Below are 15,873 nucleotides of genomic sequence, written 5' to 3' on the forward strand. Positions count from 1 at the left end.
TACAGATTGCATCTCTACGAAAGCCCTGTTGAAATATACAGTGATGTTACAGAACATGAGAAAACAATGATTCAAACTCGAATTATGGCCATTGACCCGGGGTCACGTGTAACTGGGTTTGGCATTATCGATATCATTAACGGTAAGCCCCATTATGTGAATAGCGGTTGTATTCGCTTGCCCGATGAAGACTTATCAGTCAGGTTGAAGCACATTTTTAATGGTGTTGAATCCTTGTTAAAAGAATACCAACCTGCTGAATTCGCCATTGAAGAAGTCTTTATGGCAAAGAATGCCAACTCGGCATTGAAACTGGGGCAAGCCAGAGGCGCAGCCATTGTTGCTGCTTCTTTACAGGAATTGGCGGTTAATGAATACGCAGCTCGTCGAGTAAAACAGTCGGTTGTGGGCAATGGTAATGCCGATAAATCCCAGGTTCAAAGCATGGTGCAATTGTTATTAGGTTTGACGGAAAAACCACAGGCCGATGCGGCAGATGCCCTTGCGATAGCGCTTTGTCATGCCAATACCCGCACTTCTGGTGGCTTAGAATACGGTACAGGTAAACGTGCTGGTAGAACGGCCAAGCGCTGGTCAGAACTAGATATAAGGAAAATGATGTGATAGGTCGAATTGTCGGAACCTTGGTGGAAAAAGCCCCGCCAGAGCTGTTAGTGGATGTGCAAGGAGTGGGTTACGAGATCAGTGCCTCAATGACCACTATTTACGATTTACCTCAAACTGGCGAACAAGTCATTCTATTTACCCACCTGATTGTCAAAGAAGATTCTCATGCCTTATTCGGCTTTTCTGATAAGAGTGAACGCGCTCTGTTTCGTATTTTAATTAAAGTAAATGGCATAGGGCCGAAAATGGCGCTGGCCATTCTTTCTAGTATGTCGTCAGAAGAGTTGATTGCTAATGTTCAGGATTCTGATGTGACGGCATTAACTCGTATTCCTGGTGTAGGAAAGAAAACGGCGGAACGACTGATTGTTGAATTACGAGATAAATTGGGACAAGCGGCGAAAAACGATTTGTTTGCCGCGCCAACTGTACTTCGTCAAGTTCAGGCTGATCCTCGTCAAGAAGCAGAGGCTGCTTTGATTGCGTTGGGTTACAAACCTCAAGAAGCTGCTAAAGCCATTGCCGCTGTGCCAGTGGATGGTGCTGACAGTGAAACGGTAATTAAGGCGGCCCTTCAAGGCATGTTGAGGAAATAGCATGATAGAACAAGACCGCATCATCTCGGCAGAGTTAAAAGGCAATGATAGGCAAGTAGACCGAGCCATTCGACCGCAAGCCTTGGCCGAATACATAGGTCAGCCTGTGGTTCGTGAGCAAATGGAAATTTTCATCCAAGCGGCTCGTCAGCGGGGAGAACCCCTTGATCATACTCTTGTGTTTGGCCCTCCAGGATTAGGTAAAACAACGTTAGCGCATATTATCGGTAACGAGATGGGGGCTGATGTGAAAACCACATCAGGCCCCGTGCTAGAGCGTGCAGGGGATTTGGCTGCATTACTAACCAATTTGAATGAAGGCGATATTTTGTTCATCGATGAAATACATCGCCTTAGTCCCGCCATCGAAGAAGTGCTTTATCCAGCAATGGAAGACTACCAATTGGACATTATGATAGGTGAAGGGCCAGCGGCTCGTTCAATAAAAATTGAACTACCACCCTTTACGCTTGTCGGAGCTACAACGCGAGCGGGTTTGTTAACTTCTCCTTTGCGTGATCGTTTTGGGATTGTGCAGCGTCTGGAGTTTTATGATGTTGAATCTCTTACCACGATAGTAACCCGATCGGCAGGCAAAATGGGGATAGATCTGGATGAGTCAGGCAGCTTTGAAGTGGCACGCCGTTCTCGTGGAACGCCGCGTATAGCCAATCGATTATTGCGACGTGTAAGAGACGTTGCGCAAGTCGAGGGTGCTGAGTTAGTTGGACAAAAAGTTGCCCAACGGGCATTAGATATGTTAAGTGTAGACAGTCAGGGATTCGATCATTTAGATAGACGTATGTTATTGACTATGATAGAAAAGTTTGACGGTAGGCCAGTAGGCTTGGACAGTGTTTCTGCCGCTCTTGGGGAAGATAAGGATACGATTGAGGATGTGATAGAGCCGTTTTTAATTCAACAAGGCTTTGTGATTCGAACACCTCGTGGTCGTCAGGTGACCAAACGAGCTTATGAACATTTTAATTATCAGTTACCAACCGATTTGAAATAGAGGTCAATAATGTCAATTTGGGGACTTATCGCCAGCGCTAGTTTAGTTGTACAGCTTGTAATGTTGACACTATTGGCGGCATCTTTATTTTCTTGGATTGTGATTTTTCAACGCATCCGAGTGATTAAACAAGCGAAAAAAATTCGCTCAGAATTTGAAGATCAGTTTTGGTCGGGCATGGATCTTAGTCAGTTGTATCGTAAATTGACACAGGATGGACGTATGGTGGAAGGAATGGAAACCATTTTCACCGCAGGTATAAAGGAGTTTACTCGCTTGAGACAAAATCCAAATATGGACCCTGATGCCATAATGGATGGTGTTCAGCGTGCCATGCGCGTTGCTTTGTACCGTGAAGAAGAAAAATTAGATCAACATTTGCCTTTCTTAGCAACGGTGGGGTCAACCAGTCCTTACATCGGCTTGTTTGGTACCGTTTGGGGGATAATGCATTCTTTTATCGGTTTGGCACAGGTTCAGCAGGCAACGCTAGCAACTGTAGCGCCTGGTATTGCGGAAGCTTTGATTGCAACCGCCATAGGCTTAGCCGCTGCGATTCCTGCGGTAGTGGCTTACAACCGTTTTTCGACAGCTTCTGATTCCTTAAGTGCGAGTTATGATAATTTTGCCGAGGAATTCGCTAGTATATTACATCGAAAAGTGCACGTTCGTGAGGGAGGCGCAGCATAGTGGCTCGCTCTAGACAAAAGAATAAGCGCCGTCCAATGTCAGAGATCAATGTCGTTCCTTACATTGATGTCATGTTGGTACTTTTGGTGATTTTTATGATTACCGCTCCTATGCTGACCCAAGGTGTGGATGTTGAGCTGCCCAATGCTAATGCTGCTCCCATTAAAAACAGTGAGAATGATGTATTGATTGCATCCGTTGATGCAAAAGGCCTGTTTTATTTAGATGTGGGCGGAGAGCAAGAAACCATTAGTTTGTCTAATTTGCAAACTAAAGTACGTAAGATACTCAATCAAAACCCGAATATGTCGGTTTTGGTACGGGGCGACAAAAGTGTTTCATATGGTGATGTTGTTGGTCTAATGGTAGCGCTTCAAGGGGCAGGTGCTCCAAACGTAGGTTTGGTGACTGAGCCGGAAAATTGATATGAAGTGGTTACGCAGTGACAGTTACAGTCTTCCTATAGTATTGGCTTTAGTACTTCATACTGGCGTTGTTTTGGCGGCTTTTTTCGCAGTTGGTTTTGGTACTAGTGAGCGTAAAGAGCCTAAGCAACCTGTCATTGTAAACGCTAAAATTATTGATGTTTCAGACACCATTATTGGTCGGCGAGAAGCAGAACAAAGGGCGGCAGAAAAGCGTGCTGCAGCCTTGGCAGAAAAAAAACGCAAAGAAGCAGCAGAGCAAGCAAGACAAAGAGAAGTGGCTCGTAAAGCTTTGGAAGAAAAGCAAAAGCAAGTTGCGCAAGCTAAGCGTTTAAAAGAACAAGCCGCAGCAAAGCAACGTCAAGAAGCGGAAAGGAAAGCTTTGGAGCAGAAGCGTATTGCCCAAGAAGCTGAGAAAAAACGTCTTGAAGAACAAAAACGCATAGCGGAACAAAAGCGACAGGAAGAAGTTAAACGAGTAGAAGAACAAAAACGTCGTGAAGAGGCTTTAGTTCGTCAAGCTGAGGCCGATAGGTTGGCAGAACAAGAGCGCAAGCGCCAAGAAGAAGCGGCTCGCATTGCAGCGCAGAAGAAAGCAGAGCAAGAGGCTGCACGTCAAGCCGCTGCTGAAGAGGAAGCTAAACGTCGTGCAGCAGATGAAGCTCAGATGGTTCAGTCAATGAGTGATTTAATTAATGCTCGTGTTACCGCTGCTTGGATTAGACCTCCAAGTGCACGTAATGGAATGAAAACGGAATTACGCATTTTTTTCTTACCTAACGGGGAAGTTATGAGTGCTCAGGTAATGCGAAGCAGTGGTGATGCCATATTTGACCGAAATGCTTTAAATGCTGTTTATCGAGTGCAACGCATAGAAGAGTTGTCTGATGTGGATTCGTATATTTTTGAGCGTAACTTTAGACAAGTAGATTTAATATTTAACCCGCAAGACTTGAGAAACTAATATGTTTAATAAAAGCTTAGCTGCTATCTTTTTATTTTGTGTCATGCTAAATACAGCAAAAGCCCAGTTAGTGATCGAAATTACCAGTGGGGCAGATCAATTGCTGCCTATCGCGATTGTACCTTTTGGATATGATGGTGTAGATGCGTTACCAGAAGATATCGCACAAATAATTCAAGATGATTTATCCAGAAGTGGATTGTTTCAAGCTATTCCTCGCAGTAATATGTTAAGTATGCCAAGCAAAGAAGAAGATGTTTTCTATCGGGACTGGCGTTTGCTAAAGAGTGATTACGTTGTTATTGGTTCAGTGAGAAAACTGCCAAATAATAATTATAGAATTGGCTTTGAATTATTGAATGTATTAAGTCAAGAACCCGTTGAGAAACATGCTTCCATCGATGTTGGCGTTAATAACTTCCGTGATGCAGCACATTATATTAGTGATAAAATTTACGAATTATTAACAGGTTCTCGTGGTGCATTTAGTACTAGAATTTTATATGTTACAGCGGACGGTGATCGCAGTGCACCAACTTATCGATTACAGGTTGCTGATGCGGATGGACATAGACCCCAGATTGTTGTGGAATCAAAAGAGCCTATTTTATCGCCATCGTGGAGTGGTGACGGCAAGAAAATTGCTTATGTTATGTTTCGCAATAGACGCCCTAATATTTTTATACAAGAATTAGCTTCTGGGACACGTCAGCAAATCGCACAATTTAGAGGCTTAAACGGTGCGCCAGCTTGGTCACCAGATGGAAAGAAACTGGCTATTGTGTTATCTAAGGATAATAATCCAGAAATTTATACGCTCGATATTGAAACACAAAAACTCGAACGTATGACAAACCATTATGCAATCGATACAGAACCGAGTTGGGAGCCTGATGGTAAAGGAATAGTTTTCACATCAGATCGAGGGGGGAACCCGCAGATTTATCGATTGGATGTAGATAGTAAGCGTGTGGAAAGGGTAACATTCGAAGGTGACTTGAATACACGAGCAAGAATGACACCGGATGGACGTTATCTTGTTACTGTTCAGAAAAATGATGGCAATTATCATATTGCGTTACAGGATATGAAGACTGGCCGAGTGCAAATTCTGACAGAGACTTACTTAGACGAATCACCAAGTATTGCACCAAATGGCAGTATGGTGATATATGCCACAACCTATCAAGGAAAGGGTATCTTAGCCGTAGTATCCGTTGATGGACTTGTTAAATATAGGTTACCATCAGCAGACGGTGATGTACGAGAGCCATCTTGGTCCCCGTATTTCAAATAAAGACATTGAGGAGTGAATAATGAGTGTAAACAAACTAGGTAAGTTTGCTGTAATTGGGTTGTCTGCTGCGTGGCTAGCAGGCTGTAGTACAACAGCAACAGATACTGATTCTTCTACTGTAGCTGAAGACGGAACGACAACTGAGCAAGTTGATGATTCCGCTACTGGCTCTTCAGACCAATCTTTTGGTGCTGATGAAGACGGCGCTGTAACAAGTGTTATCGTTGAAGAGTCCGCTGAAGATACAATGGTTGATCCGCTTGCTGGTGTTGACACTGTATTCTACTTCGACTTTGATAAATCAATTGTCCGTCCAGAAGCTCGTGAAGCCTTGGCGAAACACGCTGAGTTTCTAGTGGCAAATCCTGATGCAAGCGTTGTTCTTGAAGGTCATGCTGATGAGCGTGGTACGCGCGAGTACAACATGGCACTGGGTGAGCGTCGTGCTAAAGCGGTTAGCCGTTACCTAACTATCCAAGGCGTTGCTGCTTCTCAAATCGAAACGGTAAGTTTTGGTGAAGAAGTGCCAGTTGCTTTTGGTCATGATGCTGAGGCTTGGCAATTAAACCGTCGTGTTGAAGTTCGTTACGAATAATGAACGGCAAAGACATAAAGATTCGCTCTTTAGCAGTGGTGCTGTCTTTGGCAGCGCCACTGGCTTTGTCTGAATCTAGCCAATCTGCCGGAGGTTTATCTCCAAGTGCCGCAGCGGACTTGTTATTTCAGTTAGAGACTCTTCAACAAGAAGTTCAGACCCTTCGAGGTATGCTTGAGCAACAAGGTCATGAACTTAAGTTAATGAAACAAAGTCAACGAGATCGCTATATTGATCTTGATAAGCGTATTTCATTGCTCATGTCTGCTTCAGTAAATAAACAAGCTGCTCCTACTATTACTCCCTCTATGCCTTCTGCTGTGATACCGGTTACGCAGACAGAAAGTGTGCCGTCTGATGTTGTGCCTGCAGGATCACAACCTCAATCAACACCAGTCGCAACACCAACCGCTAACTTGCCAAGTACGCCATTAGCACCTGTGCCTTTGTCTGCTCCTTCTGAACAGGCTAAAGAAGCATACGCAAATGCTTACAACCTTATTCGCGAACGTGAATTTGCGCAAGCGGACGTGGCTTTGACTCAGTTTGTTATGGACTATCCTAGCAATACATTAACGGGCAATGGCTATTATTGGTTAGGCGAGGTGAAGCTAGTACAGGGTAAGGCTCAAGAAGCCTTGACCGCTTTTACCACAGTTATTCAAAAATTTCCTGGGCATGGTAAAGAAAAAGATGCTTTGTATAAACTGGGAACTGTAAATGACCAATTGGGTAACAGTGAGCAAGCAAAAGCTTATCTACAAGACGTTATTAAGCGCTTTCCAAACAGTAAAACGGCTAAGTTAGCCGCCGGTTATTTAGGTAAAATTAAATAACTTGCATTTCCCAACGGGCCCTGTATCATACGCAACCCGTTGGGTCGTTAGCTCAGTTGGTAGAGCAGTTGACTTTTAATCAATTGGTCACTGGTTCGAATCCAGTACGACCCACCAATATTATCTTTTACAATGGCTAACTTTATTCTATTTTGTCATATTAGGACCAAATGGATTTTCCATTCGATCTACTAGCCATACTTTTTCCTCGCCCAGTTTTAGTAGGGGTAATATTATGTTTGATACTTCCACCAAAGCCGCTCTTAGAAGTACAGTGCAAAAATATTTAGCCGATGCTGAAAAGCAGCTTGAGGTTCCTGCTGTAGATAATGAGTCGCTTCGCCAAGAGATCAAACAACTCCTTAAAGAGAAGCAAGCGGTTTTAGTGGCGCATTATTATACGGATGATGCCATTCAAGAATTAGCCGAAGAAACTGGCGGTATTATTGCGGATTCATTGGAAATGGCTCGTTTCGGAGCCAATCATTCAGCACAGACCTTGGTGGTTGCTGGTGTAAAGTTTATGGGCGAGACCGCTAAGATTCTCAGCCCTGAAAAGACCATTTTAATGCCTACTTTGGAAGCTACCTGTTCTTTGGATATTGGCTGCCCAATTGATGAATTTTCTTCTTTTTGTGATCAGCACCCAGATCGTACTGTGGTGGTATATGCCAATACATCTGCTGCGGTAAAGGCTCGAGCAGATTGGGTTGTTACTTCTAGTATTGCACTTGATGTCGTCAATCACTTGGTTGATCAGGGAGAGAAAATTATTTGGGCTCCCGATCAGCATCTGGGAGGCTACATTCAGCGTGAAACCGGCGCGGATATGATTCTTTGGGACGGTGCTTGTATTGTTCATGAAGAGTTTAAAGCGAAAGGTATTTTAGATCTTAAAAGCATTTATCCAGACGCAGCTGTATTAGTGCATCCAGAGTCACCAGAAGCCGTTGTTGAAGTTGCAGATGTCGTTGGCTCTACATCACAATTGCTGAATGCTTCAAAGAGTATGAATAATAGTACCTTCATTGTTGCCACAGACCGAGGTATCTTTTACAAGATGAAGCAGGCTTCGCCTGAAAAGCGTTTTGTGGAAGCACCTACTGCAGGTTCTGGCGCAAATTGTCGTAGTTGTGCCCATTGCCCTTGGATGGCTTTAAATAGCCTTGAGCTGCTTAGGGATTCATTAAGAAACATGTCTGGTGAAATACATGTTTCAACTGAATTACGCGATCAAGCTTTGATTCCATTGCAACGTATGTTGGACTTTAATAAGCCCGCTTAAGTTATTTGTTTAAGGTCGCCAGATATTTCATTTCTAAGTCAGAGTACGCCAGTTGCAATCTGTCGTATTCTAAGCTCTTTTTATTAAAACTAACCCTTAATTCTTGGTAATCATTTTCCGATATATGGGTATTCAATTGCTCTTTGAGCTGAGCTGTCGCTTGGACTAATTTCCGATTTCTCTCTTTTTCTTGCTTTAAAGGAATAGATTGGGAACCAAAATCTGGATTTTGCAAAATGATTGCATCTACCTGTTGTTTTAATTCATTATTTTTTTCTTCCGCCATTTCCAACTCTTGAGCCAGCAAGGTAACGCAAGTTTCTGATTCTTGTAACAGTCTTTCAAGTGCTTGAGTGTCTTTTTCCTGTTGCATTAGATTTTCAGAATTGTTATCGGCGGCCATGGCGTCACTCAAATCATCTATTAATGAACCAAGCGTTTCTTTTTTACTGCCAGCAAGGCTTTGTAAATTGCCAACTGCGGTTTGATTTTTATTTGATAATTGTTGTTCCATTTCAGCTAAACGTTGATCTTTATCGGAGATGTTTTGTCGTAAAGCTTCGATAGAAAGGTCGGAGTTTTGTAATTCATTTTCAAGTTGCAATACTAAGCTGTTCGATTCTTCAGACATTCGTTCTAATTTTGCCACGGCTACTTTTTGAGATTCGAGGGTTTTATCTGAGGCCTGGTGTTGTTTGGCGTATTCTAACTCACTACGCAGTTGTTCTATGACGAGTTTTTGTCTGTCCGCTAAACTATTTAACGACATGATTTGTTTGTAAGAAGAGGTGCGATTTGGCTCTTTTTGACGTTCATTTTGATTCAGCTTAGTGGATATGTTGGATGTGTGCTCAACAGCATCATCTTGCAATTCTTCTAACCTTTCAATGCGTTTTTTTAGGGCGTCAGCTTCTTTCTGAAGACGTTGTTGTTCGTTTCTTTTAACGTTCAGTTTTTGTAATTTAGCGGCGGCATTGTCAATACTCTTACGTAAATCCTCGTTCAGTTTATGTTGATTCTTAGATAATGTTTCTTTTGTAATAAGGGATTCAGAGGTCTGATAGAACTCTTCTTCCATTTGCTTAAGATTTTTATGCAGCTCTTCAGGGTCTGAAGTTTGTAGCTTGGGCGTGGTAAGTGCATATAATAAGCTAGATAAAAAACGGGCGAGAATAGGTTTAGGTTTATTGCTGACTTGATTCAGTACAATGGCTCTTTCAGCTTGCAAGACGGTGCCCCATATTTTTAAGGTGGTTATTTGATTTGGCTCCATAGCGTCAGGATTGATTGATGCAGCGGCATGGCTAATTTGTTTATCGAGAAATTGCGCAAAAGCCTTATAGGATAAATCTTCTGATGGCGTATCCTTCGAGTTTGTATCATTGGTTTCTGTGATCTTACTATCTAAGGTTTGTTCTTCAGAATCGGCTTGAGCGATTTTATTTTTTACTGATTTGTTAAGCCATATGAACACCAGATTTGCTACAAGCAAAACTGTGGTGATTTCAAGTATTGTCCAAATTAACCACTTTGACATAAGCACTCCCAACGCAATTTTATCTGATATCCATTATCATTAACGTTTGATACTTGATAAACTAATATGATTCTTATGAGCATAGTTTAAAGGAAAGCTGCTTTCTATGAGTAAAGATTTTTTAACCTTCATACGTAATCGTGTATCTCAACCTGCTTTAACCTCGCCAGCACCAAGTGAAAATGAATGGCGAGATATTTTAGACGCGGCCAGCCGTGCTGCTGATCATGGCAACCTGAAACCGTGGCGGTATCGGATTTATGAAGCAGAAGGGCGTAATAAGTTAGGTGAAATATATTGGCAGCATGCACTAGCTGAAGTGCCTGATTTACCAGACAATAAACGTGAATCCTTTATTAATAAAGCGTTTCGAGCTCCCGCTGTATTATTAGTCTATGCCAGCATCCAAGAGCACCCAAAAGTACCTGCTATTGAACAGGTTATGGCGACATCTGCTGCTGCCCAGCAGGTATTGTTGGGTTTAAATGCACTAGGTTATGGAGGCATGTGGCGCAGTGGGCCTGCCTGTTTCACGCAAAAAACAAAAGATTTGCTTCAATTGCAAGGCAATGATCAAATTGTGGGTTTAATTTATGTTGGCACACCAAAAGATGCCGAAAAAGTGGTTCAGGAAACTCATTTAGAAGAACGTCTTAGTTGGGTAAGGGATTAATTTTTAACAACAAATCCTAAAAACAAGTTGCAAAATGACAGCTGCATCACTAATATATGCGCACTTGTTATCCAGTAGGTAACAGACCTGTTTTGGTGAGCTGTCCGAGTGGCCGAAGGAGCACGCCTGGAAAGTGTGTATGTCGAAAGGCATCAAGAGTTCGAATCTCTTGCTCACCGCCATAATCGCTTAAATCGATATAAAAAAACCGCTACTATGAAGTGACCCCCAATAGTTGGACACCAATTATTGGGGGTCTTTTTATGCCTGCAAAATATGTTTTTGTGTTTCATTCATCAAAGAGTTTATGTGCTTGATCAAAAATCACAGGTTTGCCTGCTTGATTGGTAGAGGCGATGGTCATTTTGGCTTCCAGTACAATTTGCTGATCCGCTTGTCGAATAATGGTTTGAAAGAAAGCAAATTTTAATTTAGATACCTTTTCTGCTCGGGTAAGGATCTCAAAGACATCGCCACTTCGTAAAGACCGTTTGTAATCCAATTCGCCTTTTATTAAAACCAAATTAATACCTTGCTCGGTGATTTCAGCAAAGTCTAATCCTTTAGTCTTGATAAAAGTATGACGAGCATGCTCAAGGTAGTTCTGATAAACAGCATTATTCACTATGCCTTGCATATCACATTCATAATCCCTTACTTCAAATAAAAGAGAGTGTTTTTTGTCGTTCGACATTAATTGATCATCCTTCTATACGTGATGTGCGACTCGATTTTTGCCTGATCTTTGAGCATATGTTAAATAATGTTGAGTTCTTTGTACTAAGTCGATAGGGCTTTCATCGCCAAGTAAGGTGGCAACTCCAATGGAGGCTGTTACTTTTCTGAGTAGGCTATTGTCGTTTTTATTACGAATTTTTTGCTGTGCAATATGAAGTCGAGTTGCATCAGCCAAATCAGAGGCTTCTCCCAACTCCATTTCCTTGAGGATGACAGCAAACTTGCCATTTTTAAGTCGTGAGATAAAAGCAAGCTCTGGCAAAAATTGAGTCAGGGCTTTGGCAATATAGAGAATTAAAGAAGCGGTAACTTTCTTACCGTATTCTTGTTGGAAATTTGCCAAATCATCAATCTCGATTAATAGTAGCGTTAAATCATCTTCAGCAAATGGCGCTAATGAAAAAAGAGTTCGCTCAAAGCCTTTTTCATTAGACAGTAAGGTCATTGGATCCAACTCAGTATTTTTCTTAACGTCGGCCAGTTCTTGTCGCAGTCTAACCAACTCATCTTGAGCATGGATTAAGGTTTCCCCAAACTGTTCCACTATTTGATTGGCTTTAAAAGCACGTCGATCCAATAGGGTAGCAATTTGTTCTAGTCTTTTTTGATCAGGACTGTTGTTAAGCGCATTACGGGCATCTTTAAGAGATTGGTTGAAAATAGATAATTCTTTAGTAATCGAAACACTTTCTTCTGACAGGGTTTCAGTCAGGTGATTCAATGAAGCATGCTGTTCATCAGACTGTTTGATGTCCTCGGACATAATGAATTCATTAAAAAGCTCTTTTGAAACAAAGGCCGGAAGACTGCCAAAGCGACGGATGGCGCGATCAACCACTTGATTTAATTTAGGGTTGCTATTCGATGCGTATTGATACCAAATGCCATAGTTGTAGGGTGTTGGTGGTATGTCCAACTTTACCATTAATGGTATTGCTGACCTCATTAACTGGTTGGCTTCTTTTGTACTATGTTGAAACATAGAAACCTCTATTGCGACTCATCACCACTAAAGTGTTCTTTTCTTGGCGGCATTCCATCTATTGAGCTATCGCTCAGCCATATCGATGATGTTGATATTAAAAAAATTGATAGAAATATGAGTTTTTATACTTATCGGATTAAACACCCGAAAATTTAGCTTTATAGCCTTCTTTTTCCAATAAATCCTTTAATTTATTGCGATTATCCCCTTGAATTTCGATATTGCCATCTTTTACCGAACCACCGGTACCGCATTGAGCTTTTAGTTTTTTTGCTAATGTTTTTAACTGTTCCGCTGTTAAGGGAAGCCCTGTTATAAGTGTTACTCCTTTTCCTTTTCGACCTTTAGTTTCCAACTGGATGCGAACATTGCCATCACCAAGTATCGAGTCATTTTGACATTGGCAATTGTCTACAGAAGATTCGCATTCAGGACATAAGCGACCTTGATCTGTAGAAAAAACTAGGTTTCTTTTTTTCATCAGGTAAGCATTAAAATTAGTATAAAAAACGGATACTTAGTATAACACTTATCCTGTTACACTTAAGTGAATAAAAGTAAAATTAAACATTTTTCAGCAAAATTTAGCTAACTCGTCTAAGATCATAGGGTATGCTTTGTAAACCCTATGTTGATCATGAAAAACTTCATTCAAATTCGTCTCGCTAAGCTATCAGATATTGATCAAATTTTACAATTTGAAACGAAAAATCGTGAATGGTTTGCGCAATTTTTCCCTCATTACAGGACAACACCGCCAAGTGAGCAAAGATTGCGCAAAGACTTATGTGGTAAAAATGCCAAATTACACTATCTGGTCACATGTGGAGAAGATAAAATCATTGGCCGTTTTAATGGACAATTTTTGGAATATAAAAACAATTCTATTGAGGTTTCGTATCGGCTTGATAAAGCCTTTATTAATCTTGGCATTGCCAAATATGCTCTTAAGCATTTGTTATTAATTTGGTCTAGTCAGGGCATTCAAGAAATTTACGCCACGGTTGGTGACTACAATAAACCCTCTATAAGAGTACTTTTATCTTGCGGTTTTTTTGTCGACGAATTTTGCCCAAGTTCCGTCAATTTGCATTCTAAGATTGAAGATGGCTGGGTGTTTCGCTGGTCAGATTTGGTTGAGGTTAAGGAAGGAGCCTATAAGTCTTCTGAACATCAGTCTTATCAGAGAAACGGCCTATCAAGGCAAGAGTGAGCAGGAATGTTAATACCTTTCAATCACTCTTAACACAGAGAGTAATCACCACTTTAGTCAATTTGATAGGGCGCTAACCTATTAAACATGTCTTGTATATCCTCTGGAAGAGGAGCATGAATCTGCATTCTTTCTTGATTGATAGGGTGTGTAAACTCAAGCTTAGAGGCATGAAGTGCCAATCGTAAATCCTCTCCCCAAGCTTTTCGTAACGCTTTATTTATATGTCGGCACCCATAGCAAGTATCGCCCACCAGCGGATTAAGAATATGTTTAAAATGACGTCGAATTTGGTGCTTTCTGCCTTGTTTCGGTATGACTTCAAGCCAACTTAAACGCATTTCCTCATAACGACTCACTGCAATAGGTATTTGATAACGATGAAGACGTCGATAACGGGTTTCTGCGCTTTTTTCAGTACCTATAATTTTAAAACGTGAGCGTCCTTTATGTTCATTGAGCTTGGCCAATGGGTAATCAATATGACCTTCTTTATTGCTAAAACCCCGCACCAAACAATGATAGATTTTCTGTGTTTTTGAATCACTAAATTGATCAGATAATTCTCGTGCCACACTAGGGGAAAACGCCATTACCAGTGCTCCAGATGTGGCTCTATCTAAACGATGAACAGGGAAAACCCATTGCCCCGTTTGGTCTCGTAATCTTTGTACGACGGCGTCTTCTTCTCCTTTTGCTAAATGCGTACGATGAACTAAAAGACCTGAAGGTTTATTAACGACAACTAGGTGTTCGTCTTGGTAGAGTATGTCTAAGGTCATTACTGGTGTTTCACAAAATGGCTGATGTGTGCAATAGCAAGTTTAACCAATTCTCGCATAGCGCCTTCACTGGCCCAAGCAATATGTGGTGTTAGTAAAAAATTAGGGTTTTGGTTTAATTGATTTAAAGGAGAAGATGATGGCATAGGTTCGACAACCGACACATCAAACGCAGCACCTGCAATTTGGTTTTTTTGGATAGCTTCCACTAAAGCGGATTCATCGACTATGCCGCCACGACTCATGTTAATGAGTAAAGCATGAGATGGCATGAGGTCAAATTCTCTGGTTGAAACGAGATTGCGAGTTTCTTCGGTCAGTGGACAATGCAGACTGACTATATCAGCTTGCTGAATTGCTTCCTCAAAAGCCATGTAGCCTTCACGGATGTTTTTTGCTTGCTTACGTTCAGCAAAGATGACCTGCATACCAAATGCTTTCGCCAAAATAGCAACTTGTTGTCCAAGTTGGCCACTGCCGATAATGGCCATAGTAGAGCTTGCTAAATCCCTAATAGGATAATCCATCATGCAAAAAAACTCGGATTGCGACCAATCACCAGCCTTAACATCCGTTATGTAGCTTAATAGGTTACGTCTTAGGGCCAGCAACATGGCAAAAGTATGTTCTGGAACACTAATTTTAGAATAACCTTCTACATTTTGTACTTTTATGCCTAGTTCTTGACAGGTTTGCATGGGGACATTGTTGGTACCCGTCGCCATTACTTGAATCAATTTTAGTTTGTGTGCTTGCTTTACCGTCTCTGCAGATAAAACCACCTTATTGGTTAACACTATGTCGGCTTCAGCAATCCGCTGCAAAACTTTATCTTCTGATGTGTTGTGAAACTCAACGTACTCTGAAACCAAGCCAGTTAAATCAATTTCAATATCTTGCGGGAAAGAGCCACGGTCCAAAAATACGGCTTTCATAAAGTTTCCTTATTTATCCTCTACCGATTCTTCCTTTACTGTTTATTTTTCTCTATCAGGGTCATGATATAGGGAAGTATGTTTTTTAAAATGATTGGTTGGCCATCTTTGTTAGGGTGGAGGCCATCACTCTGCATAAGATCTTTGTTTAATGCTACGTCTTTTAGCATAAAAGGCATATAGGCAATTTGATACTCAGAGGCGATGTCCTTATAAAGGTTAAAAAACATCTGGGTGTAGCGTTTACCATAGTTTTGCGGAATTTGATTACCTACTAATAATATCTTGGCATCAATCTGTTGAGCTTGCTCAATCATGGTTTTTAGATTTTGTGTGGTCTGATTCAAAGGGTAACCACGTAAAGCATCATTGGCCCCTAGTTCAAGAATAACAAAATCAGGCTGATATTCATTCAATAATGCGGGCAAACGCGACAAACCACCCTGAGTGGTTTCACCACTAACACTGGCATTGATCACATTAATTTCAGGGTGTGATTGATTTAATTGATTTTTTAGTAAACTAACCCAGCCATCTTGTTGTCTTAGATTATAGGCAGCACTGAGACTGTCTCCCATAACCAGTAGATTGGCGGCATTGGCAGGCACACTAAGACTGAATAAAAGCAGCAAAACTGCAAGATTTTGAGCGATTTTAACTAACATAAACAACCTTTAGAG

General features: G+C 41.4%; 19 protein-coding genes and 2 tRNA genes. 14 read left to right on the forward strand and 7 right to left on the reverse strand.

Going from position 1 to position 15,873, the window contains the following annotated elements; all coding sequences use genetic code 11:
* Positions 1-66: 66 nt before the first annotated feature.
* The 11 genes from ruvC to nadA all read left to right on the forward strand — a co-directional run bounded on the left by ruvC (position 67) and on the right by nadA (position 8,330).
* A complete protein-coding gene (ruvC, locus tag ABXS85_RS02095) occupies positions 67-624 on the forward strand; it encodes a crossover junction endodeoxyribonuclease RuvC (RefSeq protein WP_353668403.1) in 558 nt (185 codons plus the stop codon).
* Positions 621-1,223 (forward strand): Holliday junction branch migration protein RuvA, encoded by a 603-nt coding sequence (gene ruvA / locus ABXS85_RS02100; RefSeq protein WP_353668404.1) that lies wholly within the window; start codon positions 621-623, stop codon positions 1,221-1,223. Before ruvC ends, ruvA begins: the two co-directional genes overlap by 4 nt.
* A 1-nt stretch (position 1,224) precedes the next feature.
* On the forward strand, positions 1,225-2,238 hold the full coding sequence (gene ruvB / locus ABXS85_RS02105; RefSeq protein WP_353668405.1) for a Holliday junction branch migration DNA helicase RuvB: 1,014 nt from the start codon (positions 1,225-1,227) through the stop codon (positions 2,236-2,238).
* A 9-nt stretch (positions 2,239-2,247) separates the two neighbouring features.
* Positions 2,248-2,928 (forward strand): protein TolQ, encoded by a 681-nt coding sequence (gene tolQ, locus ABXS85_RS02110; protein WP_353668406.1) that lies wholly within the window; start codon positions 2,248-2,250, stop codon positions 2,926-2,928.
* Entirely contained in the window at positions 2,928-3,353 is a 426-nt protein-coding gene (gene tolR, locus ABXS85_RS02115; protein ID WP_353668407.1) for a protein TolR, read from the forward strand. Before tolQ ends, tolR begins: the two co-directional genes overlap by 1 nt.
* Position 3,354: 1 nt before the next feature.
* Positions 3,355-4,317, forward strand: a complete 963-nt coding sequence (gene tolA, locus ABXS85_RS02120) for a cell envelope integrity protein TolA (RefSeq protein ID WP_353668408.1) — start codon at positions 3,355-3,357, stop codon at positions 4,315-4,317.
* Between the two features lies 1 nt (position 4,318).
* The gene (gene tolB, locus ABXS85_RS02125; protein ID WP_353668409.1) at positions 4,319-5,614 is read left to right on the forward strand and encodes a Tol-Pal system beta propeller repeat protein TolB; all 1,296 of its coding nucleotides are present in this window, start codon (positions 4,319-4,321) and stop codon (positions 5,612-5,614) included.
* Positions 5,615-5,633: 19 nt separating this feature from the next.
* On the forward strand, positions 5,634-6,209 hold the full coding sequence (gene pal, locus ABXS85_RS02130; RefSeq protein WP_353668410.1) for a peptidoglycan-associated lipoprotein Pal: 576 nt from the start codon (positions 5,634-5,636) through the stop codon (positions 6,207-6,209).
* Entirely contained in the window at positions 6,209-7,045 is an 837-nt protein-coding gene (gene ybgF / locus ABXS85_RS02135; RefSeq protein ID WP_353668411.1) for a tol-pal system protein YbgF, read from the forward strand. The genes pal and ybgF overlap by 1 nt, the downstream gene beginning before the upstream one ends.
* Positions 7,046-7,086: 41 nt before the next feature.
* Positions 7,087-7,162: transfer RNA gene (locus tag ABXS85_RS02140), tRNA-Lys, on the forward strand.
* Between the two features lie 118 nt (positions 7,163-7,280).
* On the forward strand, positions 7,281-8,330 hold the full coding sequence (gene nadA / locus ABXS85_RS02145; RefSeq protein WP_353668412.1) for a quinolinate synthase NadA: 1,050 nt from the start codon (positions 7,281-7,283) through the stop codon (positions 8,328-8,330).
* Between the two features lies 1 nt (position 8,331).
* Here nadA and ABXS85_RS02150 read toward each other — a convergent pair whose 3' ends face one another.
* Positions 8,332-9,867 carry a hypothetical protein gene (locus ABXS85_RS02150; protein ID WP_353668413.1) on the reverse strand — a complete coding sequence of 512 codons (1,536 nt, stop codon included), beginning with the start codon at positions 9,865-9,867 and terminating at the stop codon, positions 8,332-8,334.
* A gap of 106 nt (positions 9,868-9,973) precedes the next feature.
* Between ABXS85_RS02150 and ABXS85_RS02155 the strand changes: the two genes are divergently transcribed.
* Both ABXS85_RS02155 and ABXS85_RS02160 read left to right on the forward strand, forming a co-directional pair.
* Positions 9,974-10,540 (forward strand): nitroreductase, encoded by a 567-nt coding sequence (locus ABXS85_RS02155; RefSeq protein ID WP_353668414.1) that lies wholly within the window; start codon positions 9,974-9,976, stop codon positions 10,538-10,540.
* Positions 10,541-10,634: 94 nt separating this feature from the next.
* Positions 10,635-10,722 (forward strand) — tRNA-Ser (locus tag ABXS85_RS02160).
* Positions 10,723-10,829: 107 nt separating this feature from the next.
* Here ABXS85_RS02160 and ABXS85_RS02165 read toward each other — a convergent pair.
* From ABXS85_RS02165 to ABXS85_RS02175, 3 genes are all read right to left on the reverse strand, one after another.
* Positions 10,830-11,234, reverse strand: a complete 405-nt coding sequence (locus ABXS85_RS02165) for an acyl-CoA thioesterase (RefSeq protein ID WP_353668415.1) — start codon at positions 11,232-11,234, stop codon at positions 10,830-10,832.
* 15 nt (positions 11,235-11,249) lie between these two features.
* Complete coding sequence (locus ABXS85_RS02170; RefSeq protein ID WP_353668416.1) at positions 11,250-12,260, reverse strand: GGDEF domain-containing protein; 1,011 nt, start codon at positions 12,258-12,260, stop codon at positions 11,250-11,252.
* A 139-nt stretch (positions 12,261-12,399) separates the two neighbouring features.
* Entirely contained in the window at positions 12,400-12,744 is a 345-nt protein-coding gene (locus tag ABXS85_RS02175) for a translation initiation factor Sui1 (RefSeq protein WP_353668417.1), read from the reverse strand.
* A 147-nt stretch (positions 12,745-12,891) separates the two neighbouring features.
* Between ABXS85_RS02175 and ABXS85_RS02180 the strand changes: the two genes are divergently transcribed.
* Positions 12,892-13,476: a GNAT family N-acetyltransferase gene (locus tag ABXS85_RS02180; RefSeq protein ID WP_353668418.1), complete on the forward strand. Its 585-nt coding sequence runs from the start codon at positions 12,892-12,894 to the stop codon at positions 13,474-13,476.
* 53 nt (positions 13,477-13,529) lie between these two features.
* Here ABXS85_RS02180 and ABXS85_RS02185 read toward each other — a convergent pair whose 3' ends face one another.
* Genes ABXS85_RS02185 through ABXS85_RS02195 form a run of 3 tightly spaced genes read right to left on the reverse strand, consistent with a single transcriptional unit; the run spans position 13,530 to position 15,858 of the window.
* On the reverse strand, positions 13,530-14,258 hold the full coding sequence (locus ABXS85_RS02185; protein ID WP_353668419.1) for a pseudouridine synthase: 729 nt from the start codon (positions 14,256-14,258) through the stop codon (positions 13,530-13,532).
* Positions 14,258-15,193, reverse strand: a complete 936-nt coding sequence (locus tag ABXS85_RS02190; protein WP_353668420.1) for a D-2-hydroxyacid dehydrogenase — start codon at positions 15,191-15,193, stop codon at positions 14,258-14,260. Before ABXS85_RS02190 ends, ABXS85_RS02185 begins: the two co-directional genes overlap by 1 nt.
* Positions 15,194-15,228: 35 nt before the next feature.
* Positions 15,229-15,858 (reverse strand): arylesterase, encoded by a 630-nt coding sequence (locus tag ABXS85_RS02195; protein WP_353668421.1) that lies wholly within the window; start codon positions 15,856-15,858, stop codon positions 15,229-15,231.
* Between the last annotated feature and the right edge of the window lie 15 nt (positions 15,859-15,873).

Origin of the sequence: Marinomonas sp. THO17, from assembly GCF_040436405.1 — a bacterium.
GTDB lineage: Bacteria > Pseudomonadota > Gammaproteobacteria > Pseudomonadales > Marinomonadaceae > Marinomonas.

Coding starts and splice junctions, on each gene's coding strand:
- ABXS85_RS02170 (WP_353668416.1), bottom strand. CDS start 12,260: ATGTTTCAACATAGTACAAAAGAAGCCAACCAGTTAATGAGGTCAGCA.
- ybgF (WP_353668411.1), top strand. CDS start 6,209: ATGAACGGCAAAGACATAAAGATTCGCTCTTTAGCAGTGGTGCTGTCT.
- ABXS85_RS02155 (WP_353668414.1), top strand. CDS start 9,974: ATGAGTAAAGATTTTTTAACCTTCATACGTAATCGTGTATCTCAACCT.
- pal (WP_353668410.1), top strand. CDS start 5,634: ATGAGTGTAAACAAACTAGGTAAGTTTGCTGTAATTGGGTTGTCTGCT.
- ABXS85_RS02165 (WP_353668415.1), bottom strand. CDS start 11,234: ATGTCGAACGACAAAAAACACTCTCTTTTATTTGAAGTAAGGGATTAT.
- ABXS85_RS02190 (WP_353668420.1), bottom strand. CDS start 15,193: ATGAAAGCCGTATTTTTGGACCGTGGCTCTTTCCCGCAAGATATTGAA.
- ABXS85_RS02185 (WP_353668419.1), bottom strand. CDS start 14,258: ATGACCTTAGACATACTCTACCAAGACGAACACCTAGTTGTCGTTAAT.
- ABXS85_RS02180 (WP_353668418.1), top strand. CDS start 12,892: ATGTTGATCATGAAAAACTTCATTCAAATTCGTCTCGCTAAGCTATCA.
- ruvB (WP_353668405.1), top strand. CDS start 1,225: ATGATAGAACAAGACCGCATCATCTCGGCAGAGTTAAAAGGCAATGAT.
- tolQ (WP_353668406.1), top strand. CDS start 2,248: ATGTCAATTTGGGGACTTATCGCCAGCGCTAGTTTAGTTGTACAGCTT.
- ABXS85_RS02175 (WP_353668417.1), bottom strand. CDS start 12,744: ATGAAAAAAAGAAACCTAGTTTTTTCTACAGATCAAGGTCGCTTATGT.
- ruvC (WP_353668403.1), top strand. CDS start 67: ATGATTCAAACTCGAATTATGGCCATTGACCCGGGGTCACGTGTAACT.
- tolB (WP_353668409.1), top strand. CDS start 4,319: ATGTTTAATAAAAGCTTAGCTGCTATCTTTTTATTTTGTGTCATGCTA.
- nadA (WP_353668412.1), top strand. CDS start 7,281: ATGTTTGATACTTCCACCAAAGCCGCTCTTAGAAGTACAGTGCAAAAA.
- ABXS85_RS02195 (WP_353668421.1), bottom strand. CDS start 15,858: ATGTTAGTTAAAATCGCTCAAAATCTTGCAGTTTTGCTGCTTTTATTC.
- tolA (WP_353668408.1), top strand. CDS start 3,355: ATGAAGTGGTTACGCAGTGACAGTTACAGTCTTCCTATAGTATTGGCT.
- ABXS85_RS02150 (WP_353668413.1), bottom strand. CDS start 9,867: ATGTCAAAGTGGTTAATTTGGACAATACTTGAAATCACCACAGTTTTG.